This is a genomic window from Photobacterium sp. TY1-4, from assembly GCF_025398175.1.
Lineage (GTDB): Bacteria > Pseudomonadota > Gammaproteobacteria > Enterobacterales > Vibrionaceae > Photobacterium.
Map to the genome: position 1 here is coordinate 2,236,937 of NZ_CP099734.1, position 21,951 is coordinate 2,258,887.

Consider the following 21,951-nt stretch of genomic DNA (forward strand, 5'->3'; position numbering starts at 1 on the left):
TGATCATCTTGTTCAGGAGAAGCAGTGATGGAAAAGACCGAAGCAATTGCCCTGACCTTGGCAAACGAATTTGACGCTTATGCGGCGAAGCAGCTTGAAGCCGATTTCGAGACCCTGAGCCAGACCGAGCAAACGGAAGTGATCCTGGATTTAACCCAGGTCAGCTTTATCGACTCCTGCGGGATCGGCGCGATTGTCTTTTTGTACAAACGCCTGCGCAGCCGCGGCCGAACCCTGCGCCTGCTCAATGTCAACGGCCAGCCCCGCCAGCTCATGAATATGCTGCGCATCGACAAAGTGATCCCTTTAATCACCAGTGCGGAGATTTAACATGGACAGACGGTTGATCCTTTTTCCCCTGCTGCTCTTCGGCGGCTGTGCAACCTGGGATAACACCCACTATCCCAGGCTGAACCAAGCCGATCTGGCACTGGTTCACCAGGTGGAACACCTACGGCTGGAGATCGAAGTGTTGGCCAACCGCGGTGCCCGCGAATGCCTGCCGGGCCAGTTGCAGGTGTTGCAGCGCCTTTACCTGAAGGCCAAGCAGGAAGCTGAAGCCGGGTTCGATAAAGATGTGCAACACTCTTTGATTGATGCCAACGAGCAGGTCCACCTGATCACCCACCAGCTCGACTGGCTGGAAGAGCACACCCAGTGCATCAACCGGGCTTCTGTGGCTCAGGAGCGACGCCAGTTGATGCTGTATTTCTCCGTCGACAACCAGTTCGCGCTGGATCAAAGTGCGCTGCTGCCCGACTACCAGCAGGCCCTGCGCCATGCAGCCGCCATTTTAAAACGCCGCGACAACTGGCTGATCACCTTAACCGGTTATACCGATGCCAAGGCCACCACGCCCTATAACCAGCAACTGGGACTGCGCCGCGCCAACCGTGTGAAAGAATTCCTGGTCACTCAGGGCGTGTCTCCGTCGCAACTGACCACCCGCAGCCACGGTGATCAGTTTGCCCATCCGGGCGCGGACCGTACCGCCGCGCTGGCCGAACGCACGGTGATTGCCGAGCTGTCCGAGAAGTCATCCTCTACCGTACCTTCACCGGGCGTTCACGCAATCAGACACTGGCATCAGCACCCCTAGGGAGTCGCTATGAAACGGATTTTGCTTTGTCTGCTGATCTTCTTATGCCCCGCCTGGCTCCAAGCCCAAACGCTGGCACCGGGAGATGTGGTCAACATTCAGCTTCCGGGCGAGGAAGCATTCAACCAACCTTTCATCATCAGCGACAGCGGACAGCTGCTGCTGCCGGAAGTGGGGGCAGTGTCCGTTGCCGGGATGGATGAACAGCAGGCCCAGCAACAAATCCGCCAACGGCTGGCCGCGGTGTACCGGAATCTGGATGAGTTTTCCCTCAGCTTGCTCAGCAGTGAAATCCGAGTTCGCGTGCTGGGCTATGTCAACCAACCCGGCACAGTGACATTGGCAGCCGACGCCAATATCCAAATGGCCCTGACAGCAGCCGGCGGGCTGAAACCCGGAGCCCAACTCGATAAGTTGCAACTCACCCGCGACGGGCAATCCCGGCATCTGAATTACAAATCGTATCTCGATAGCGGCGATCTCAGCTTGCTGCCGGCGCTGGAAAGTGGCGATACGGTTTTCGTTGCCGCCTCGCCGCAACTGGGCAATGTCGAAATCCAGTTTGATGCCGCCTCACTGGTCGAAGCCGGTGACGCAGAGCAACAGAGCGGACTCACCCTGTTCGGTGAATTTCGCAATCCGGGCACATTCAGTTTCAAACCGGGCATGAGCGTGGTCGATGCCGTCATGCGCGCCGGCGGGGTCACGCGTTACGCCGATGTCACCAAGATCCGGGTGATCACCCATAACCAACCCACCCTGTTCGATCTCAAGGCCTATTTAGATTCCGGCAAGACCGAGCAGTTACCGCCCATTCAACCCGGCAGCATTATCTTTGCGCCTATCGAAGTCGAAGAGATCAGTACCACCCAGCGCACCGTGTACATTATGGGGGAAGTCCAGGCGCCCGGCGCGTATGAAAACAGTACCGGTGCCGGATTTATGGATGTGCTGGCCAATGCCGGCGGACCGACCCGGTTCGCCGATACCACCCAGATCCGGGTACTGCGCGATAATGGCCCGGCCCTGCTGGTCAACCTGGTGCATTACAGCCAGAATCCGGCCCGCCATCCTTTGCCGGACTTGCGTCCGGGGGATGTCATTTTCGTACCGGAGAAAATTGATTTCAACGAAAAGTCCTGGCTGAAAGTCACCAATGATCGGGCAATTAAAATCATCGGGGCGGTATATAACCCCGGCCGGTTCGAATGGGACAGCAGCATGGGCTTTCTCGATGTGCTTGCCCATGCCGGCGGCCCGAATCAGGAAGCCAACCTGGCCAATATCCGGATCCTGCATCAGGGCAGCGGCAACAACAACCTGACCCGCTTCAACCTGGAAGCTTTCATCAATCAGGGCGGGGACTTTGCCACCTTACCGATGCTCAAAGCGGGTGACACCATCATCGTCGATGAGCTGCCCAAAGATCCCACCGATAACAAAGCCAGTTGGGTTCGCCAGTCTGCCGAAGATTCCATTTACGTCTTCGGCCAGGTCGGCGCGCCGGGCCGCTACGCCTTTAACCGAGAGCTGGGTATTCTGGATATTCTTGCCGCAGCCGACGGCCCCAACGGTGATGCCAATTTACGTCAGCTGCGTATCAGCCACCGAGACGGCCCGACCGCCAGCGTCAGCAAATTTGACCTGGCCCTTTATTTCGAAACCGGGGATGAATCGCTCCTGCCCACAGTCGTCCCCGGAGATGTGATTTATGTCCCCAAACTCGATGCCGACTGGCTGGATAAACCTTCCGATAAAGTCGTCCGACTGATGGGAGAAGTCACCACGCCCGGCCGCTACACCTTCAGCCAGGAAATGTCACTGCTTGATCTGCTGGCCGAGGCCGGCGGCCCGACCGAGAATGCCTTTATTGAGCGGATCATGATCGTCAACACCTCCTGCTGCAGCGATGAATCTCAAGCCTTCAACCTGCGCGACTATGTCAACGACCCGGCGGACCATCCCCTACCGATGCTGCGCCCGGGAGACACGGTCTATGTCCCGAATAAAGAAGACTCTGCGCCCTCGCAACTGCGTCAGGGATTGCGGGATGTGTTATCGATGGTGACCTTAATTGTACTGGGAGCAGCCCTATGACCCCTTGGCTCAGTCAGGAATTTGATTTGTTGTTTCAGCAGGTGTACCAGAGCGGTGCCCGGGTGATCACCCTCGCCGGGGCCAGCCGGGCCTGCGGCACCTCGACCCTGTGCCGCTGGCTGGCCGAGCGGCTCAGCGGCGAAAATGCCAATGTACTGCTGATCGACTTCGATTTCAGCGGGACCGGCCAGGGGATCCCCCCGGCGGCGTGGTCGCTCGACGGTACCGGTCAGCGCGAGGCGATCTATCAGCCCAACAGCCATCTGGCGATCCTGCCGCGGCCCAGCTCGCCGGCGACGCTCACCAGCCTGCGCCAGCCCCAGTGCCTGAACCAGGCGATCGCCGCCTGGCGGGAGCAATACGATTTTGTCCTGTGCGATGCCGGCACCGTATATGTCGCCAACTGGCAGAACCTATCGGCAACGGCGATCGGATCAGCCTGTGACGGCGCACTGCTCTGTGCCGCCGCTGCAAAAACGCCGGAAAATAGCCTGTTCCAGAGCATTAAGCGGCTGGAACAGGGGAAAGTGACGTGTATCGGGACTATAATCAATGATTTGCACTACCCGACGTTAGCCAGCGAAATCACCCGGGTGCTGAACAGCCGGGGCAGCTGGCTGCCGCGTCGCCTGCGCCAGCGGCTGACGGAACGCATCAACCGCAGCCCGCTACTACAAGGAGAGTACCAGTTGTGAAGCAATGCCTGCTGAGTCACCAGTTTCCGATTTCATTTGCTGCCCTGGCCGGGATCCGCCAATACCTCAAACGTCAGCTGAACCTGCTGCAAATCGCCGGTCCGACCGCCCAGGCCGTCGAGCTGGCCACCACCGAGTACATCACCAACCTGCTGCGCCACCAGCAGCAGCCACCGGCACATGTCATCCTGCGTTTTTACAAGCAACGGCAGGCGCTGATGTTCGAGATTGAGGATGACGGCCCCGGCTGGGCGTTTATGGCCGAGCGACTGGCGCAGGCCAGCCTACCGACCGAGCTGGCCGCCGACGGCATGGGGCTGGGGCTGATTGCTACCTTGCTGCCTGAGCATCAGTATCACTACCTGCCGGGCCAGAATTGTCTGGCCTTTGCACTTCCGGACACGCTGCCGCTGCCAACCGTGTTGGTCATTGATGACAGTGTCAGCCAACTGACCCTGCTGCGCGAATACCTGAGCCGGGATTATCAGGTCGTCACGTTCAGTACGGCGACCGAAGCACTGACCTGGCTGAGCGGAAATGAATGCCACCTGGTGATCACGGACCTGCATATGCCGAACATGTCCGGGTTTGAGTTTCGTCTTCAGGTCGGGCGGCTGCCGAAACATTCGCTGCTGCCGTTTATATTCCTCACCGGCGATGAACTCCCGGCGACCCGCAACCGGGCCGTCACGCAAGCGATTGACGATTACCTGATTAAACCGGTCAAACGCGGGGTGCTCCTCGACAGCCTGGCCCGGGTGCTCTCCCGTCACCAGAACCTGGAAACCCTTTATGAGCAAATGCTGCTGAACAGCCTGTTGCCGCAACTGGCGGAAACCCCGGCCATGCCGTCGAGCTGGCAGATCCTGCATCAGAGTTACCCGGAGCACAGTGGCGATTTTCTCCTGTCCAGAACGTTTGATAACAACCGGACCATGCTGGTACTGGGGGATCAGATGGGACACGGACCGGTTGCCCGAGCCAACGGCGCTGCCTGGATTGGCTATATGCAGGGCTTACTTAGCCATTCCGATATGACTCTCTCGCGCTTCATGGCGCAGGTCAACCAGGAGCTCTATCGCACCGGACCGCGCCTGCCGCATCTGATGTGTCTGATGGCTCTGGAGATCGACGCTACCGGCACGCTACAGGTGATCAACGCCGGCATGCCGCCCTACATCGTACAACAACAGGGGATCCCAGCCGCGCAGCCACACAATCTCGGATTGCTCGGGATTGACCCGGTCATCGACGCTGAGATTCAGTGTTACCAACTGGCCCCCGGCGACAGTATCCACGGCTTTAGTGACGGCGTCGCCGAGCAGGTCAGCGAACTGACCGACGCGATTGCTGCCGCTGATGCACCGCCTCCCGTCACCGGCGAAACACTGCACCAGTGGCTGTGGCACCAGGAGCTGTTGTCAGATCAAGGGATTGTACAGGCACACAACCCGCCGGAAGTTCAGGACGACCGGAAGCTGCTGACGCTGATCAAGCGCTAACGATAGCAATGATGGTTGCGACAGAGGCACTAAAACGCCAAAACGCCAAAACGCCAAAACGCCAAAACGCCAAAATATTATGGCCCCGGTGATACCGGGGCCGCTTCATTGAAATGACCACTCAGGACAACTGCGCCAGCTCATTCAACGGTCGTCGTTTGAGCCGCAGTGGCTGTTTCAGCAGACTGCTGCGCCGGGCAGTAACGGTAAATCGCCTGATACTCCCGCCACAGCGCACTGGCACTGAACTGAGTCTCCACCCGACGTTGCGCCCGGCGTTGAAAATCCTGCCACAAACCGGGCTCCCAACCGGCGATCACATCAATCAGCGCCGGGATCTGCTGCCAATCGGGCTCTGGCACCAGAAAGCGGTGATCGACCAGCTCACTGAGTTGCCCCACCTGCGTCGCGATCACCAAGGTGCCATGGGCCATTGCTTCAATCGCCGCCATCGGCAACCCTTCCTGGCGGGACGGCATGACCAGCACATCAATACCCGACCAGTACGTTTCCATGGAAGCCACAGCGCCGTGAACCATACAATTCTGTGCCTCGTTCAGCAGTTCAGCTTGTGGCCCATCGCCAAACACATGCCATTGATGCTCCGGAAACAGCCGGGCACAGGCCAGATAGCGGTCCAGCCCTTTTTCATGGCTCAGGCGGCCGACAAATGCAAATCGTAACGGGGACTGACCGCCGGTGCGCTCGGTGCACGGAAGCACCTGCCGGGTATCGATAAAGTTACGGACCACCTTGCAATCCCGGCCCACCCGCGTCCGGATCGACTCGCTCACCGCCAGGTTATCCGACAGCGGCGCGGTGAGGCGATTGAGCCATTCATAACAACGGACTTTACGATCGCCGGTTTCCCCGGCATGAAAGGTCGTCACCACCCGAGCAGCACACAGCGGCTTGAACAGCCGGGCCAGCACACTGGCTTTATAACCATGTGCATGCAGGGTATCCATCGCCGCCAACTCAGACAGCATCCGACGAACAACCCGCAGTGATCCCCGGGCAAAACGATAGCAAATTCCGGCCTGAGCCAAGCGGGCATACAGCGGATGGCGGGGATAGTGGCGGAAGAACATCACTTCAACCGCAACCTGCCGCTGGTGCAGCATCATGGCCAATTGCAGCACATGCGATTCAATTCCACCAAAACCCGACGAGTCCAAAAACAGCATCACTTTCATCACAACCTCCTGATCCCGAGCCCATCTTGTTGACCCAGAGCCGATGCGTCACCGCTGGGCGCTGACCAGCGCTGGATCATGGCCAGCAATTGCGCCTTGCGAACCGGTTTGGTCAGGTAGTCATCCATCCCGGCCGCCAGGCTCTGTTGCTGCTCTTCTTTCATCGCATGAGCTGACAATCCAATAATCGGACACTGGTGTGCTCCCGCCTGCGCTTGCATGGCTCGGATCGCTGCCGTCACTTCATAGCCGTTTTTGATCGGCATCGAAATATCCGTCAGCACCAAATCCGGCTCGACTTCAGCGTAGCGGGCAATCGCCTCTGCCCCATTTTCCGCCATCACCAGTTCAGCCGGTGTATGCGCCAGCATTTTCTCAACCAGCAGTCGGTTAATCGGACTGTCTTCAGCCAGCAAGATGGTTAACGGGCCGACCGCTTCCGGTACCTCGGTGTCACTGGGTTGCGTATCCGGCAGCCCCTGGCCCGTGCCTGACAGCTCTTGGCTCGTGCTTGACTGCCCGGGAAGCGATGGCCGGGTAAGCACCGTGTCTGCCAGCAAAGCGACCAGCTTGGCAGCCGTGACCGGCTGGTTGAGCACCCGCCAGGGCCCCTGTGGTACCTGTCCCTCGTCGACCGGTCCATGATTGAGAACGATCAACGGGATCTGTATCCCTGTGCGGCGACACCAGGGCATATTGCCGGTCAATGCCTGCTGACCGACCACCATGAAAGCAGCCTTGGTCACCGCACCAGCCTGCTCTGCCGCTTCCACCGACGGGAACGACGCAACGTCAGCCCCCAAGCGCTCCAGAACTTGCCGGGTCACCTGTTGCCGCGGCGCATACGCATCAACTACCACCACGGATTGTTCGGCCAGGATCGGCGCTTCCCGGCCAACGGTCTCGCCGTCATGCGTCAGGGTCATTTGAAATGAAAAACACGATCCTTGTCCCGGTGTGGAGCGCACCGTCAGTTGTCCCCCGAACAAGCCAACCAGGCGCTTACAAATCGCCAGGCCCAGTCCGGTGCCCTGATATTCCCGAGTGGCAGAATTATCCACCTGCTCAAATTTATCCATAATATGCGGCAGGCGATCAGCAGGGATCCCAATGCCGGTATCTTCCACCGCAATGCAGTAGCGGCTTTGGTGCCGGCTGCTCACTTCCTCTGTCACACTCAATTTGACATGGCCGGATTCGGTAAACTTGATCGCATTGCCAAGCAGATTGATCAGCACTTGATTAATCCGGCCTTTATCGCCCATCACCCGACCCGGGAAGGCCGCTGGCAACGACAACAACAAATGCAGCCCTTTCTGCCCGGCCTGATAAGCGCACAGCGCAAGCGCATGCTCACACACCTGCGGTAAATCGAATGGCTCATGCTGCAAGGTCAGCTTACCGGCTTCAATTTTGCTGTAGTCGAGAATGTCATTGATAATGGCGACCAGATTATCCGCGGACTGGTGGATCAACCGGAGCTGAGCCTGGTGATGGGGCTCGGTGATTTCTTCCAGCAAGAGCTCACTGATCCCCATGACTGCATTCATCGGCGTACGGATCTCATGGCTCATATTAGCGAGAAATTCAGACTTGGCCTGAGTCGCTTTGGTCGCACTCTCCAGCGCCGCTTCCAATTGACGTTCGACCCGGTACCGCTCGGTGACATCCCGCTGCACGGCGATAAACCGCTCCACCCCCCCTTGTTCATTGAACACCGGTGAGATATCCAGCTCGACCCAATACGGCATCCCGCGCTTGTGATAATTGAGGATTTCGACCCGCACCGGTTGGTTGTCGGCCAAACTGCGGCGAATCTTCGCCACGGTCTCCGGATCTGTGTTTTGCCCCTGCAACAGCCGCCCGGGTGTTTGACCATCCAGCTCCGCCAAGCGGTACCCGGTCAGTTGCTCAAAGGCACCGTTGACCCAGGTGATCTCCCCGTCAGCATTGGTAATGACAATGGCATCCCGGGCGCACTCCGCGACCTGAGCCAGTTCTTTCACCTTGGCAGCTAACGCGAGCTGATGGCGGTGCTCCAACTCCAGCGCCTGCTGGGCTTCCGCCAGAGAGCGGGACATCCGGTTAAATGCCTCGCCGACCCGGCTGACCTCATCGTTGCCGTTGATTTCAATTTGCGTTCCCGGTCCACAGCGCCCGACTTCCTCCACCCCGCACTTCAGGCGATCCAACCGGGTCATCAGGTACGTCCCTAAAGCAAGAGAAAACAGGGCGACCAGCACCATTTCAACTCCGGCCAGAATTAAGCTGGACTGGGCGACATGATTCAGCAACTGCTGCAACCCATCGACCCGAACCCCCATTTCGACCAGGCCGAAGCTGTGACTGCCGACTCGGATCTCACTGGCGACATCATAAACCTCATCCTGAGCATCAACAGGCTTCACCTGCCGATCGACCCCCTGATAGTCACCGTGAACCGCCAGCTCCGTCCCGTCGCCATCTGTGATACGGATATAAGCCAGATTATGCTCACTGACAATCGAGGCCGCGAAACTGTCCAGATACGCCAGGTCGGATGCCAGCACCGCATCGCGAGTCGCTTTGGCAAACACACTAACCAACTGCCGACTACTGGTTTCCAGCCGTTGCTCATTGGAATCTTTCAGCCAGTGCATTCCGGAAACAATCAGTACCGCCAACACCAGCGCCTCGATCAGTGCGATCCCGAGGATCGTCTTCATTCGCAGGGTCATTGTTCATCCTTCTTGCTAGCGCTGGATCCCAAGTGCGGCCACATCATCCCAGTCGTGATCCGCGGCCAATTGCCAGCCCTTGATATTGAGCTGGGAGAAAGCCATCGCAGCCCCCGCCTGCTGATCCAAGAGCGCAATACTTTGCCGAAGCCGGGAGACCGTCGCGGCGTCCAGTTTGGGGTGATACGCGACAGCGTGAGGGGTATAGCGCGCAGTATGGTGGATCACCATCAATTCGCTCCGGAGCGCATCCGGCAAACTGTTGAAAGTGCGGATCACCCCGCCCCCGGCGGGAAACAGTCCTTTTGCGACCGAGAAGTAAACCGAATCATGAGAACCAACATACTGAGGCTGGTAGTGGATCCCGGCGGCATCGAGCTCAGACTGAGTCAGCACGGTGGCCGCAAAAGCCCGGGGCGCCGGGAAGGCCAGGGTCTGGCCTTCCAGCTGTGTTAAATCCCCCTGCCAGCTTTTTTTCGCCACCAGAATCCCGGTGATCCGCTTATCCCTGGCCCGTGCCAGCGCCCGGTAACCCGGCGATTGATGGAACAAGGTGAAGTGATAAGGGTTCATATACGCCAGATCGTACTCGCCGGCCTTTAATCGGGCTTCAAAAGTCGGAATATCCGGCGCCGTGGCAAACCGAAATTCGACGCCGACCATGTCCCCCCACACATCCAGCAGCGGCATCCACTGGGCTGCCAGCCGGGCCGCCGACTGCTGCGGCACCACCCCAAACACCAGAACCGGCCGCACCGCCAGCACCGGAAGTGACAGCAGTGCCACCAATAGCAGAGAAAATCTCAAAATCCAGCGTCGGTATTGCCTATACATGTGCATGTTGCTCTCCTGTCTTGAGCGGCCAGCGGACCGGCGTCGTTCGCGCCAGGCGGCGGTGATTCAATTCTATTCAGGAAAGTCTCAATTTCTGTGCCAATCTGGCTGAGGTAGATAACTCGCTCTATTCAGGAAATATCACAATGATTTAGGCCCGAAAGAAAACCGGGGGATAGAAATAGAGTATTTGCACTTCAATATTGCGAACTGTCTCGCACTGAAGCGGCAATTTGCAACAAGATTTTCAACGTGATCCATCGTGCTCAAATTCAGATTTTCACTTGATATCACCCCTAGCTGTTACTTTTCCATGGTCCATTCTTGCATTTTCATGCAATTATCCTTTTTGTTATTGCATTATGATGGAAGAGATATCGAAGAATATTCCTTCCGTTGATTATTTTCTGGAATATTCCGGGCAATATCGATTTTTGTATATACACTATATATACAACGTAAAGACATATTGCAGAGGCTTGGCTGCCATGGCCGAAAAGACGAAACGCATCAAATTTGGCAAGAAAGACAGCCAGCTGGTGATCAGAATTAACAGTGAAGAGCGGGACACCTTCATCTCGCTATGTGAACAATTGGATACGAGTGCTGCACGCGAAATTCGCCGCTTTATTCGCGGGTTTCTCGCTGAGCACCAGGAGGATGCGCCGCCCTCATTGAGACCATAAATGGCGGTGTCCCCGTATGATTCGCATCCGCCGGCCTGGGGATCCATACATCCCGCGGGCTCGCGGCAGTCGCGAACTTGACCGGCCATCGGGCCGATTTACTCACGAAGAAAGGAGATACAACAATGGCAAAAGTATCAAAGAAAGTGAAGTCACTGAAAAAAGAGATCAAATCACGCAAAGCTAAAGTTGCCAAGCAGCAAGGCAAACTGAAGAAGCTGAAAAAAGCGCTGAAAAAAGCCGCTTAAGTAGATCTCTTACCATCACCTCGGCATGCAGTGCCTCTGCCGAGGTGATGGTACTGGAACCGGCCAAGGTCCCAGTTGTCGCGATTACAACCGCAATCCCCAGGCGTCATTAGCCTGAGTTTTCACCTCAACCTTCGCGCATTTTCTCACCATCTGTTGTCATCCTCAAACCGTTGCAACTTACGTGTCACAATTCCCGCATACAATGCGTCTCGCCTTAAAGAGTTAGCCATTGAACCGTAGCGAGATCACGTAGGTATGTGCAACGCCCGAAACGAAACACTGAAAGAAGCAATCACTCGAATTTACTCAGCATTTCCGAATCTGAGCTACAAGCCGCGTCCCGATGACGTGAAGTTACTGGCAGCCTATATGAAAAGCCAGAACAATGATTACCCGGCCAGCCTGGACTTTCTGCTCAACGTCAGCAACCGGGAAATCGAGCTGGAGCTGCTGCGGCATAAGCGCCATTGACCGCTATCGTCACGTCCCTTAGTGCCCGCGACACACTTCCCTCCTGCGAACTTGTGAAGTGACTCCCAAGATCTGTATTTCTTACTGTCGCGGCTTTCCCCGCCACTCTTTTCTATCGCTTTTCCACCATACGTCCCCGCCGGAAAAAACCTGAACAGGTTCGTCCGGGTTTATCTCCGCTGATTTATTTAATTTGATGAAAAATATGTTCACCTTTTACACGTAAAATTGAAAAAATACGCCAAAGGAATGACATGAAGCGCTTTAACGGTAAAAGAAATATTATCAAGCCTGTTAATAAAGGCGAATTGAAATATATTAATTTCACCTATTGAAATTAATATACAACGAGACCAAAATACCTCTCTAGCAAACCCAAGCAATAACTTCAGACAGTATTCCAAATAAATTGAATTGTGCCTTCAAACAGCTATTCACTTTATTTTCAAACAGTTTTAAACCTGCAACCTCAATGGAGTTAACAAGCCATGAAAAAACGTATTTTTGATCTTACCCGCCAGGACATTGCGACCATGGGCCGGAAAGAAATCGTCAATTGCATCAAGATTTCTGAAGGTCGGACCATGATGGTCGAGAATGTGGTGTCGATGGAGCCCCCTCTGGATCTGGTCTCCGGGGCTGAAATCGCCGCTGCGTTCGGGGCAGATATGATCACGTTGAACGTGCTGGACCTGATGGATCCACGAGCGGCCGTAAACGGTGCCGAAGCACATGGCGTGGCTGACCACTTTACGGTTGCCGATCTGAAACAACTGTCCGGCCGTATTCTGGGGTGTAATCTGGAGCCGGTCCCTCAGGGCTTCACCGACATCACACCGGGACGTGCGCTAAGTGCCGAGACCGTTGAGCGTGCCGTGGAGCTCGGCCTGAACTACATTATGCTCACCGGGAACCCGGGGATGGCTGTATCCCAGGAAACCATCCTGGATGCGATTGCCCTGACCCGCTCAATCTCGCAAGACATCGTGATCATTGCCGGTAAGATGCACGGTGGCGGTGTCGGCAACGACTACAACACTGACTTTATTCCGCAGTTCGCCGAAGCCGGTGCCGATATCATGATGTTCCCGGCGCCGTTCACCACCCCGGGGATGAATCCGGCCCTGGCGACCTCACTGATGACTGCCGTCCACGAAGCGGGCATGCTGGGCATGCTGGCGATCGGAACTTCCCAGGAAGGGGCGAGTGAGAGCTTCATCGAGAAAGTAGCTTCCGAATCCAAAGGTGCAGGTGCCGATATCGTCCATATTGGTGACGGCGGCTACGGCGGTCTGGCGGTGCTGGAAAATATCATGCGGATGGGCATTACCATCCGAGGCCGTCGCCATCAGTTCAAACGTATGGCGAACCGCCGCTAATCGCGATCTAAGAACCGCATGCTCCAACACAAAAAACGCCTCCGGTTTCGGAGGCGTTTTTTATGGGCCGTGTGCCTTGGCCGAGCACAGTGAGCCAAGAGGATAATACGACTAGAAGCTGATGGGCTTGCGTCCAGTGGTCTGATCCGCGGGGCCGGATTTTTTCGGCGACGATTGTTTACGTCCGGCCGATTTCGACGCCGGTTTAGATTTCGACGTCGATTTGGGTTTAGACGGCTTTGATGGTTTCGGCTGCTGTTGCGATTTTGTCACTTTCTCGACTTTAGGAGTCAATGGCGCCTCAGCCACCGGCTGATCACAAATCACCAGGTAGAACTCTTCATTAAACTCAATCACATCCCCGTCATAGACTTTACGTCGCTTGCGTAGTTCGAGTTCGCCGTTGACCGCCACATAGCCTTCTGCAATGGCAAACTTGGCTTCTCCCCCACCGCTCACGGCATTGGCAATTTTCAAGACTTTGTAGAGTTCAATCGGTTGACTGGAGACTTCAACCCCTAACGCTTCTACTTCGTATTCATTTTCATGATCAGACATAGGATTAACCGGAATAAATAGTTTCGCCGTAGTTTACCCTATTCAAGCCAGACCGCACACGGAGAATTCCCAACCGAAGACGCGGGCCGATCGACATCGCATTGACATCGGATTGACATTGTATCACCGTCAAAATCGACCAGCTCAGCATCTACGCCTCCCTCCGCCTCCCTCCTCCTCCCTATCCGTCGCAATCGAGGGTGATGTTTTTTTAACCACATTGCGACAGCATAAGCGCCACATCCATTGTAAGAGGCCCCGACCATGCTGATTTTCAATAAAGCCTATGTATTGATCCCCTCCCTGACGGAAACCTCTCCGGCGCATGCTGCGACTGGGCACATACCAAGAACTGCTGCTCATATCCCAGCAAGCGATACATTATCAGCCAACGTTCAACCGACCATCACTCAAACGACCACCGCTCAATCGACCGCCGTCCAAGCTGCCGCCGTGCATCATCAAACGCTGCATCGCGAAGCGCTGCGACAAACCCTGCTTGCCCAGGCCCAGCTGGCCGGCGGCTGCGAACGACCGACGGTATCCGCATTGGCTGGCGTATAACACCTTATTCATCCGGAGGTTACTGACTTAATGGCGGACTTTTCACAGGCGGTGCCTCGCATTTCAGTCAAGAGATCTGATAGGCTGGGTCAGATTGAAGATGTTATCAAAATGAAATGAAAGGATTATGTGATGACCCGATGGCTTTGGTCTTGCCTGCTCATTGTCCTGCTGGCCCTGCCGGCTTGGGGAGAGGAAAGGTATGCAGAGGAAAGTATTTACGATAAACCCCTGATGGAGCGATACGTTCTGGATGAACTCAAATCCCTGCGCCAGGACCAACAGGATTTAGAGCGGCGGCTGACGATTCAGATCACTGACCGCGAACTCGGCGTTGCCGATAAGTCCATGAACTATGCCAACGTCACGGTTACCTACTTCTTCTATCTGATCGCCGGTGCCGCATCACTGTTCGCCCTGATCGGCTGGCAATCCTTCCGGGAAATCAAAGAAAACACCAAACAAATGGCCGACCGGCAATTGCAGGAAGTGGCCCAGCAGTACGAAAAGAAATTCCAGTTGCTGGAGCGGGATCTGAAACGAAAAACCCGGATCATTGCCCAGAACAACAAGGAAATTGAAATCATCAACGAAGTCCATAACCTCTGGCTCCGGGCACAAAGCTCACAAACCGCCGAACAGAAAATCGAGATCTATGATGAGATCCTGAAAATCCGTCCCGGCGATTTGGAAGCCCTAACCTACAAAGCCGATGCTGCGATGGAAATCCGCGAGTTCCACTGGGCACTGAGCATCTGTAACCGGGTGCTGGAGGTCGACAATACCAACGCGCACGCGCTCTATCAGCGCGCCTGTGCTTATGCGTGCCTGGGGGTCGAGGAACAGGCGATTTCTGATCTCGAGCGGGCAATTCTTGGCAGTGCATCCCTGCGCGAGCTGGCCAGCGAAGAGCAGGACTTCGAGTCACTGCGTGGCAATGAGCGATTTGAAGAGCTGATCAACGCCTCAGAGTAACGCCCTGAGGAGCACCAAACGACACTGAACGGCCCCCTGCAGACGAGCTCAGAATCTTCAGGGGGCCGGCCCGTTCACACATCAAAGTTTATCTTCACGACAAAATTTATTCGTTAGACTCCCGCACCGTTTTGCCCGTTAATACGCGCGACGCAACAGGCGTCAGGTGTGGCTCAACTTGTGCTTTCAGGTTGGGCCTTGTTTATGGCTATGCCCCGATGTGGCAATCCACCGGGCATCTGCTGACTGAGAAGATAAGTGGAAAACGTATCCAAACTAGATAGCGTTCGTGCAGATTACAACGTTGATTACTGGAGCCAGGGATTCTTTGGCATTGATGACACCGGCGAAGTCTATTTTTCGCCTACCTGTGACAAAACACGCGGACTGGCACTGAGCAAAATCGCCAAACAAATCGAAGCAACCGGCCTAAGCATGCCGGCTTTGGTACGTTTCCCACAGATCTTACACCAACGCGTGCATAACATCTGCCAGGCATTCAATCAAGCGATTGAAGCGTATGACTACCCGAATCACTACCTGTTGGTGTATCCGATCAAGGTCAACCAGCAGCGTGAAGTCGTAGATGAGATTCTGGCCAGCCAGGCGCAGTTGGAAACCAAGCAGCTGGGTCTGGAAGCCGGCAGTAAACCAGAACTGTTGGCCGTGTTGGCGATGGCGCAAAAAGCCAGCTCGGTGATCGTGTGCAACGGCTATAAAGATCGCGAATATATCCGTCTGGCACTGATTGGCGAAAAGCTCGGCCACAAAGTGTTTATCGTGCTGGAGAAGATGTCCGAACTTGATTTGGTGCTGCGTGAAGCAGCCAGCCTGGGGGTCAAACCCCGGCTGGGGATCCGGATCCGCCTTGCTTCTCAAGGTGCCGGAAAATGGCAGGCCAGTGGTGGTGAAAAATCCAAATTCGGCCTGTCGGCCTCGCAAGTGCTGCAAGTGATCGCGCGCCTGAAAGAAGAAGATCAGCTGGATGCGCTGCAACTGGTGCACTTCCACCTCGGCTCGCAAATGGCGAATATTCGCGATGTGCGTAACGGCGTGAACGAGTCGGCGCGCTTTTACTGTGAGCTTCGGGCCATGGGCGCGAAAATCCAGTATTTCGACATCGGCGGCGGGCTTGCGGTCGACTATGACGGTACCCGCAGCCAGTCGTCCAACTCGATGAACTACGGGCTGGATGAGTATGCACGCAATGTGGTCAGCACCGTCAGTGATGTCTGTCAGCATTATGAGCAGCCGATGCCGGTGATTATCTCCGAATCCGGCCGCTCGCTGACCGCGCATCACGCCGTGCTGATCACCAATGTGATCGGAACAGAAAGCTATCAGCCGGAAACGGTGGTTGAGCCGCTGATTGAAGATCCGGTCCTGCTCCAGAATATGTGGCGGAACTGGGAGATCCTGCAGGATGACAGCAATGCGCGAGCACTGATCGAGATCTACAACGACACCCAGAGCGATTTGTCTGAAGTCCACAGCCAGTTTGCCATGGGGCTGCTCAACCTGGAACAGCGCGCCTGGGCTGAACAGTTGTCACTGCGGATTTATTTCGAGCTGAGCCGGAAAATGAATACCCGGAACCGCTTCCACCGCCCGATCCTGGATCAGCTTCATGAGCGACTGGCGGACAAGTTCTTCGTCAATTTCTCCCTGTTCCAGTCCCTGCCGGATGCCTGGGGGATCGATCAGGTGTTCCCGGTGCTGCCGCTCTCCGGACTTGAGCGACTGGATGATCGCCGAGCGGTGATCCTGGACATCACTTGTGACTCAGATGGTGCCGTGGAGCAATATGTTGAAGGGCAAGGCATTGAAACGACGTTGCCGGTGCCGGCCTGGACCAAAGACGAAGCGTACCTGATGGGCTTTTTCCTGGTCGGCGCCTATCAGGAAATTCTGGGCGACATGCACAACCTGTTCGGGGACACCCACAGTGTGGTGGTCAACATTGACTCGGACGGTGAAGCGGAGCTGACCCTGATCAACGAAGGCGACAGCGTAGAAGACATGCTGCGTTACGTTCACATTGACGTCGAGCAAATCCGCGGCCATTACCGCGAGCTGGTTGCAGCGCGCGTGTGCTCGCATGAACAACAGGCAATTCTGGATGAGCTGGAACACGGCTTGAACGGATATACCTATTTAGAGGACTTTTAAATGAATGATTTGTTTACAAAAACTGATTATTCTCTGTACTCAAACGCCATGAGTTTTCTGCGCCGTCCATACGTGCGCAACCCCATCGACACCGATGCTGATCTCGTGGTGCTCGGTGTTCCGTTGGACATGGCCACCTCGGGCCGCCCGGGCGCGCGCCTGGGGCCCGATGCGATCCGCCGCGCGTCGGTCAACCTGGCGTGGGAGAGCAAGAAGTACCCGTGGGACTTCAACTTGTTCGAAAAGGCCAACGTGATTGATGCCGGCGATCTGGTGTTTGATTGCGGGGATGCCGAAGATTTTACTTATCGGCTGGAAGCGGCAACCGGTGAAATTTTAAAGAGCGGCAAAACCCTACTGGCGCTGGGCGGTGATCACTTTATCACCCTGCCGATCCTGCGTGCCTCCGCCAAGCATTATGGCGAGATGGCTCTGGTGCATTTTGATGCCCACACGGATACGTATGCCAACGGCAGCGCCTATGATCACGGCACCATGTTTTATCATGCGCCCAAAGAAGGGCTGATCTGTCCGAAGCATTCGATTCAAATCGGGATCCGGACGCAATATGAGCAGAAGCAACACGGGTTCAACGTCATTGATGCAAGCCAGGCCAATCAGATGAGCGCCGACAGCATCGTGGCACAAATCCGCGATGTGGTTGGCGATAAACCGATCTATGTCACTTTTGACATCGACTGCCTGGACCCGGCGTTTGCACCGGGCACCGGCACACCGGTCTGTGGCGGACTCAATTCCGACAAAGTGCTCAATATCATCCGCGGCCTCGCCGGGATGAACATTGTCGGCATGGATGTGGTCGAGGTCTCGCCGCCGTTTGACCAAAGTGACGTCACGGCCCTGGCCGGGGCCACCATCGCTCTTGAGCTGATGTACGCCTGGGCCAGCGGACGGGAAACCGCAGCGTAATCACTCGCATCGGTCTCTTGAGCACACCGTGCTCAAGAGACCTTTCCGGTTCAGCAACGCTATGTAGCGAAGCTATCGCTTTACAACTGACCCAACTGCGCTGGCTGCTCGAACAGATACGTGGGCGCAACCTGGCTGAGCTCTGCAACCGAGCCATAACCCCACAAAACCCCGGCGGTTTGCAGGCCATTGCGCTGACCGGCCGTGATATCCACCGCCCGATCCCCGATCATCACCGCCTGCTGTGAAATCACGCCATCCCGACGCAATGCTGCCAGCTGTTGCCATTTCTCGATGCCGATATCCCCGCCGCTGACAAACTCAAACCGCTCACGAAGGCCGAACATTTCAAGAATTTTATCGGCAAAATCTGCCCGCTTGGAGGTACAAACCCCAAGCCGATACTGACCGGCGTCCGCCAGCTGCGCCAGCACTTGCGCGATCCCCGGATACAACCGGTTCTCGCGATAGCCGATCTCGGCATAACGCTCGCGGTATTTCGCCACCAGCAGCTGGATCAGGTCCAGCTCATGGCTGCCGACCAACTGGATAAACGTCTGATCGAGCGGCGGACCGATATAGGCGGCAATGTCTGCATCGGGGCGAACCGGCAGATCAAACGCTTGCAACGCATAGTTAAACGAGCGAACAATCCCGTCTTTGGGATCGCTGATGGTGCCGTCCAAATCAAAAATCAACCACTCATGTTTCACACCACACTCCTTGTTATTCGCAGTTTTTATTCTTCACGGTTTTCGTGCTTATTTCTTGTCCGTTTCTTTCGTACTGCTTTGTCGTGCCCGTTAGGAATCAGGCGTCTGGCTGCTATCCGGCGCTCCGGTGCCGAATGCTGCATTCAGCGCCTCGCAAGCCGCTTCAAACGCCGCGGGCAACCGGGCGATCAGCCCATCCCGTAACTCGCCCTGCTTGGCCGTCACTTCCAAGTCGAGGCACAGGTGATAGAGTTGTTTGAGCCCCAGGCTCCCGGCCGCCCCTTTGAGGGTGTGGGCCAGGTCTGCCACCAGCGGCGTCTTGCCTTCGTCCGCCGCAACCTGCAATTTGGCCACCGTCTGAGCAGACGAATCCTCAAACAGCGTGATCAGCTTCAGCACCTGCTTCGGGCCCAGCACTTTGGCATCCGCGGCCAGCACTGCAGGGTCCAAAACCGGGGCTTCCGGCTCACGCATCCGCTCCGGCTTATCATCATGGGTCTCTGTCATCACTTCGTCCTGCGGTAAAGGTTGTTCCACATCAAGTACCCGGTGCTCCCCGGACAGGACGCTGGCCATGGTTTCCACCAGCTGAATTTCGGTCAGCGGCTTGGGCAGAAATCCGGCGAACCCGGCGGCCAGATACGATTCGACCTCTTCACGGAACACATGGGCGGAAAACGCAATCATCGGGGTATGCGGGCCTTTCTGTTCATCTTCGAGAGCGCGCAAGGCTTTCAGCAAACTCACGCCGTCGGTATCCGGCAAATTAATGTCCAGAATCGCCACATCAAACGCCTGCGCGGCAAACAGCGCCCTGGCTTGCTCTCCCGTTTCAGCCACCACCACGTGATGGCCCAGTCGGTGCAAAAAGCCCTCGGCAATCAGGCAGTTCACCGGGTTATCTTCCACCAGCAGGACCCGGGCCGCCGCGATGTCCTGAATCGAAGCCAGTGACCGGCTCACTTGCTGCCCCTGAGCCAGACGCAAGCGGAACCAGAAACAGCTCCCGGCGCCGGGCAGGGAACGCACCCCGATTTCGCCGCCCATCGCCTCCACCAGCCGCTTGCTAATCGCCAGCCCGAGCCCGGTGCCGCCCAGTGTCTGCTGCCCGGTTTCCGATTGCTGAAAGGCTTCAAACAAGCCCCGTTGTTCATCGGTGGCGATCCCAACCCCGGTATCTTCTACCAGGAACAGCAATTGCTCGGCATCATCCGAATCGGCTTCGACGCGAATGGTAATCTGTCCCTGCTCGGTAAACTTGACCGCATTACCAACCAGGTTGGTGAGGATCTGCCGCAACCGTACCCGATCGCCGACCCAGAACGCCGGCAGTTCAGCACTGATTTCCGTTTCAATCCGGATCCCTTTCTCCAGCGCCCGGCTTTCAAATAGCTGATAAACATCCGACACCACTTCCGGCAGGGAAAAGTCCGCCGGGCGGATCTCCAGATGGCCCGCTTCGATTTTCGAGTAATCCAGCACGTCATTGAGGATATCCATCAACGCTTCACCGCTGCGGTTGATCACGTCCAGATATTTTTCCTGTTGCGCGGTCAGCCCGGTATCGGCCAGCAGGGAGGCGGTTCCCAGTACCCCGTTCATCGGCGTGCGGATCTCATGGCTCATGGTCGCCAGGAAGGCGGATTTGGCCCGGTTGGCCCGCTCGGCTTCGGCCCGGGCCTTGGCATGATTCACCACTTCCAGGTTCAACTGATTGTTGGCCAGCTCCAGCTCGCTGGTCCGCTGGGCCACCAGCCGCTCCAGGCTGGCTTTATGTTGTTGCAACTCAGCCCGGATTTTGGCCTCGGCCTGGGCCAGACGGTGACGCTCGGCAGCCGTGTCCCGCGCCACCATGATCGCCCGCCCCATCTGGGCCAACTCGTCATCCCCCTGCACCGTCAGCTGAACATTCAAATCACCGCGAGCAATGGACAGCAGCACCTCACTGTAAAGGTTCATCCGCCGGATCACCCGGGCATACACATACCGCCAGGTGATCAACACCAGCGCCAGCAAACCGGCCACGGAGATCCCGATCAGGCTGTTGCGGGCCACCGTTAAAGTCCCTTCCACCACAGCAACCGCCTGCTGCGTGCCCCAGTTCGCCGCCGCAATCAGATCACCGACCGTCTGGTTCAACTGCTGGAACAGCACCAGATTCTGCTGCTCCATCCGCTCCACATCCTGTCGGGCACTCAGCAACTCGCGGGTCAGGGTAAATAGCGGATCTTCACGGGCCAGAATATCGGTCTGCGTCACCAGCAGTGCCGAGCGGCTCGGATCTTCCACGGCGCGAACCCGATGCTGCATGATCGTGGTGGCTTGCCGGTACCGTTCATGCAGCACTTCCAGCGCGCCCTGGTTCTCCACGCGGCTGATTTCGTCGAGCATGTTGATCAGTTGCTGCGACATAAACCGCAGCTCGAACAACCGCTCCGTCAGGTCCATATCGACCTCGACCAGGGTGTCCAGCGCACGAAACGCCGCCGGTTTATCGCCGCCGTCCACCAAATCATAGATCCGCGCCACATTGGCCACCGCCGTGGTACTGGCGTTAGACACCTGAGACTGCGAGAGCACGTCGATTTGCTGGGTGGCTGCCGTCAGGACCTTGATCAAATCCGCCGTCGAGGCTTCCAATTTGATTTTTCGCCCGACCAGCCAGCCCAGCTGCGCCAGGTTATCGACAATATTGCGCACGTCCTGATGCAACTGGTCCATCAACTCCGGGGCAAAGGCATACTGCTCCAAATCCGCCAAGCTCTGCGTCAACTGTTCAATGTGGATCGTCAGGGCCCTCCCCTGGCGATCCCGCTCTGTCTCGGTGGTTGACTTCGCCAGCACCTGCGCGGTGAAAATGATCCGGGTACTGAGATCCGACAGCTTACGGGCTTCGGCCAACGCCGGGACCGCCGTGTTAATCACGGTCCGCTCAGTTTTGGCCACCAGCGAGAATCCGGCCACCCCGATGACCGCAGCGGCGATCATCAACCCGGCCATCATCGAAAAGGCAATCAGCAATTTCCGGCCGATGCTGCGCGGCGTGAATGTCATGAATCGACCCAAAGTGTGACACTCCAAAATAACGGCTTTCATTCAGATCATGGCAGATCAA

The 21,951-nt window shown here is 56.6% G+C and carries 19 protein-coding genes; 12 read left to right on the forward strand and 7 right to left on the reverse strand.

What is annotated here, in order from left to right; all coding sequences use genetic code 11:
* The first annotated feature begins 27 nt into the window (after positions 1–27).
* From NH461_RS10495 to NH461_RS10515, 5 genes are read left to right on the forward strand one after another with little or no spacing between them, the layout of a single operon-like run.
* Positions 28–330, forward strand: a complete 303-nt coding sequence (locus NH461_RS10495; RefSeq protein ID WP_261600298.1) for an STAS domain-containing protein — start codon at positions 28–30, stop codon at positions 328–330.
* A gap of 1 nt (position 331) precedes the next feature.
* Positions 332–1,099 (forward strand): OmpA family protein, encoded by a 768-nt coding sequence (locus NH461_RS10500; protein ID WP_261600299.1) that lies wholly within the window; start codon positions 332–334, stop codon positions 1,097–1,099.
* A 9-nt stretch (positions 1,100–1,108) separates the two neighbouring features.
* Entirely contained in the window at positions 1,109–3,196 is a 2,088-nt protein-coding gene (locus tag NH461_RS10505; protein WP_261600300.1) for an SLBB domain-containing protein, read from the forward strand.
* Positions 3,193–3,891, forward strand: coding sequence for a hypothetical protein (locus NH461_RS10510; RefSeq protein ID WP_261600301.1), 699 nt, complete (start codon positions 3,193–3,195; stop codon positions 3,889–3,891). The genes NH461_RS10505 and NH461_RS10510 overlap by 4 nt, the downstream gene beginning before the upstream one ends.
* Positions 3,888–5,393 carry a SpoIIE family protein phosphatase gene (locus NH461_RS10515; RefSeq protein ID WP_261600302.1) on the forward strand — a complete coding sequence of 502 codons (1,506 nt, stop codon included), beginning with the start codon at positions 3,888–3,890 and terminating at the stop codon, positions 5,391–5,393. Before NH461_RS10510 ends, NH461_RS10515 begins: the two co-directional genes overlap by 4 nt.
* A gap of 140 nt (positions 5,394–5,533) precedes the next feature.
* Here the strand turns inward: NH461_RS10515 and NH461_RS10520 are convergent, their stop codons facing one another.
* Genes NH461_RS10520 through NH461_RS10530 form a run of 3 tightly spaced genes read right to left on the reverse strand, consistent with a single transcriptional unit; the run spans position 5,534 to position 10,146 of the window.
* Positions 5,534–6,589 carry a glycosyltransferase family 4 protein gene (locus NH461_RS10520; RefSeq protein WP_261600303.1) on the reverse strand — a complete coding sequence of 352 codons (1,056 nt, stop codon included), beginning with the start codon at positions 6,587–6,589 and terminating at the stop codon, positions 5,534–5,536.
* Positions 6,589–9,306: an ATP-binding protein gene (locus NH461_RS10525; protein ID WP_261600304.1), complete on the reverse strand. Its 2,718-nt coding sequence runs from the start codon at positions 9,304–9,306 to the stop codon at positions 6,589–6,591. Before NH461_RS10525 ends, NH461_RS10520 begins: the two co-directional genes overlap by 1 nt.
* A gap of 15 nt (positions 9,307–9,321) precedes the next feature.
* The gene (locus NH461_RS10530) at positions 9,322–10,146 is read right to left on the reverse strand and encodes a phosphate/phosphite/phosphonate ABC transporter substrate-binding protein (RefSeq protein ID WP_261600305.1); all 825 of its coding nucleotides are present in this window, start codon (positions 10,144–10,146) and stop codon (positions 9,322–9,324) included.
* A gap of 482 nt (positions 10,147–10,628) precedes the next feature.
* Between NH461_RS10530 and NH461_RS10535 the strand changes: the two genes are divergently transcribed.
* The 4 genes from NH461_RS10535 to NH461_RS10550 all read left to right on the forward strand — a co-directional run bounded on the left by NH461_RS10535 (position 10,629) and on the right by NH461_RS10550 (position 12,927).
* Entirely contained in the window at positions 10,629–10,826 is a 198-nt protein-coding gene (locus NH461_RS10535; RefSeq protein WP_261600306.1) for a hypothetical protein, read from the forward strand.
* Positions 10,827–10,951: 125 nt separating this feature from the next.
* Positions 10,952–11,074: a hypothetical protein gene (locus NH461_RS10540; RefSeq protein ID WP_261600307.1), complete on the forward strand. Its 123-nt coding sequence runs from the start codon at positions 10,952–10,954 to the stop codon at positions 11,072–11,074.
* Between the two features lie 258 nt (positions 11,075–11,332).
* On the forward strand, positions 11,333–11,548 hold the full coding sequence (locus NH461_RS10545) for a hypothetical protein (RefSeq protein ID WP_261600308.1): 216 nt from the start codon (positions 11,333–11,335) through the stop codon (positions 11,546–11,548).
* Positions 11,549–12,036: 488 nt separating this feature from the next.
* Positions 12,037–12,927: a dihydrodipicolinate synthase gene (locus NH461_RS10550; protein ID WP_261600309.1), complete on the forward strand. Its 891-nt coding sequence runs from the start codon at positions 12,037–12,039 to the stop codon at positions 12,925–12,927.
* Positions 12,928–13,038: 111 nt separating this feature from the next.
* Here NH461_RS10550 and NH461_RS10555 read toward each other — a convergent pair whose 3' ends face one another.
* Positions 13,039–13,485, reverse strand: a complete 447-nt coding sequence (locus NH461_RS10555) for an RNA-binding S4 domain-containing protein (RefSeq protein WP_261600310.1) — start codon at positions 13,483–13,485, stop codon at positions 13,039–13,041.
* 384 nt (positions 13,486–13,869) lie between these two features.
* Positions 13,870–14,061, reverse strand: coding sequence for a hypothetical protein (locus NH461_RS10560; RefSeq protein WP_261600311.1), 192 nt, complete (start codon positions 14,059–14,061; stop codon positions 13,870–13,872).
* Between the two features lie 120 nt (positions 14,062–14,181).
* Between NH461_RS10560 and NH461_RS10565 the strand changes: the two genes are divergently transcribed.
* From NH461_RS10565 to speB, 3 genes are all read left to right on the forward strand, one after another.
* A complete protein-coding gene (locus NH461_RS10565; protein ID WP_261600312.1) occupies positions 14,182–15,024 on the forward strand; it encodes a TPR end-of-group domain-containing protein in 843 nt (280 codons plus the stop codon).
* A gap of 258 nt (positions 15,025–15,282) precedes the next feature.
* A complete protein-coding gene (gene speA / locus NH461_RS10570; protein ID WP_261600313.1) occupies positions 15,283–17,193 on the forward strand; it encodes an arginine decarboxylase in 1,911 nt (636 codons plus the stop codon).
* Positions 17,194–18,123, forward strand: coding sequence for an agmatinase (gene speB / locus NH461_RS10575; protein ID WP_261600314.1), 930 nt, complete (start codon positions 17,194–17,196; stop codon positions 18,121–18,123).
* Between the two features lie 80 nt (positions 18,124–18,203).
* Here the strand turns inward: speB and NH461_RS10580 are convergent, their stop codons facing one another.
* Both NH461_RS10580 and torS read right to left on the reverse strand, forming a co-directional pair.
* Positions 18,204–18,836, reverse strand: coding sequence for an HAD hydrolase-like protein (locus NH461_RS10580; RefSeq protein WP_261600315.1), 633 nt, complete (start codon positions 18,834–18,836; stop codon positions 18,204–18,206).
* A gap of 90 nt (positions 18,837–18,926) precedes the next feature.
* The gene (torS, locus tag NH461_RS10585; RefSeq protein ID WP_261600316.1) at positions 18,927–21,890 is read right to left on the reverse strand and encodes a TMAO reductase system sensor histidine kinase/response regulator TorS; all 2,964 of its coding nucleotides are present in this window, start codon (positions 21,888–21,890) and stop codon (positions 18,927–18,929) included.
* Positions 21,891–21,951: the final 61 nt, after the last annotated feature.

Coding starts and splice junctions, on each gene's coding strand:
- NH461_RS10495 (WP_261600298.1), top strand. CDS start 28: ATGGAAAAGACCGAAGCAATTGCCCTGACCTTGGCAAACGAATTTGAC.
- NH461_RS10500 (WP_261600299.1), top strand. CDS start 332: ATGGACAGACGGTTGATCCTTTTTCCCCTGCTGCTCTTCGGCGGCTGT.
- NH461_RS10505 (WP_261600300.1), top strand. CDS start 1,109: ATGAAACGGATTTTGCTTTGTCTGCTGATCTTCTTATGCCCCGCCTGG.
- NH461_RS10510 (WP_261600301.1), top strand. CDS start 3,193: ATGACCCCTTGGCTCAGTCAGGAATTTGATTTGTTGTTTCAGCAGGTG.
- NH461_RS10520 (WP_261600303.1), bottom strand. CDS start 6,589: ATGAAAGTGATGCTGTTTTTGGACTCGTCGGGTTTTGGTGGAATTGAA.
- NH461_RS10525 (WP_261600304.1), bottom strand. CDS start 9,306: ATGACCCTGCGAATGAAGACGATCCTCGGGATCGCACTGATCGAGGCG.
- NH461_RS10530 (WP_261600305.1), bottom strand. CDS start 10,146: ATGCACATGTATAGGCAATACCGACGCTGGATTTTGAGATTTTCTCTG.
- NH461_RS10535 (WP_261600306.1), top strand. CDS start 10,629: ATGGCCGAAAAGACGAAACGCATCAAATTTGGCAAGAAAGACAGCCAG.
- NH461_RS10540 (WP_261600307.1), top strand. CDS start 10,952: ATGGCAAAAGTATCAAAGAAAGTGAAGTCACTGAAAAAAGAGATCAAA.
- NH461_RS10545 (WP_261600308.1), top strand. CDS start 11,333: ATGTGCAACGCCCGAAACGAAACACTGAAAGAAGCAATCACTCGAATT.
- NH461_RS10550 (WP_261600309.1), top strand. CDS start 12,037: ATGAAAAAACGTATTTTTGATCTTACCCGCCAGGACATTGCGACCATG.
- NH461_RS10555 (WP_261600310.1), bottom strand. CDS start 13,485: ATGTCTGATCATGAAAATGAATACGAAGTAGAAGCGTTAGGGGTTGAA.
- NH461_RS10560 (WP_261600311.1), bottom strand. CDS start 14,061: ATGAATAAGGTGTTATACGCCAGCCAATGCGGATACCGTCGGTCGTTC.
- NH461_RS10565 (WP_261600312.1), top strand. CDS start 14,182: ATGACCCGATGGCTTTGGTCTTGCCTGCTCATTGTCCTGCTGGCCCTG.
- speB (WP_261600314.1), top strand. CDS start 17,194: ATGAATGATTTGTTTACAAAAACTGATTATTCTCTGTACTCAAACGCC.
- torS (WP_261600316.1), bottom strand. CDS start 21,890: ATGACATTCACGCCGCGCAGCATCGGCCGGAAATTGCTGATTGCCTTT.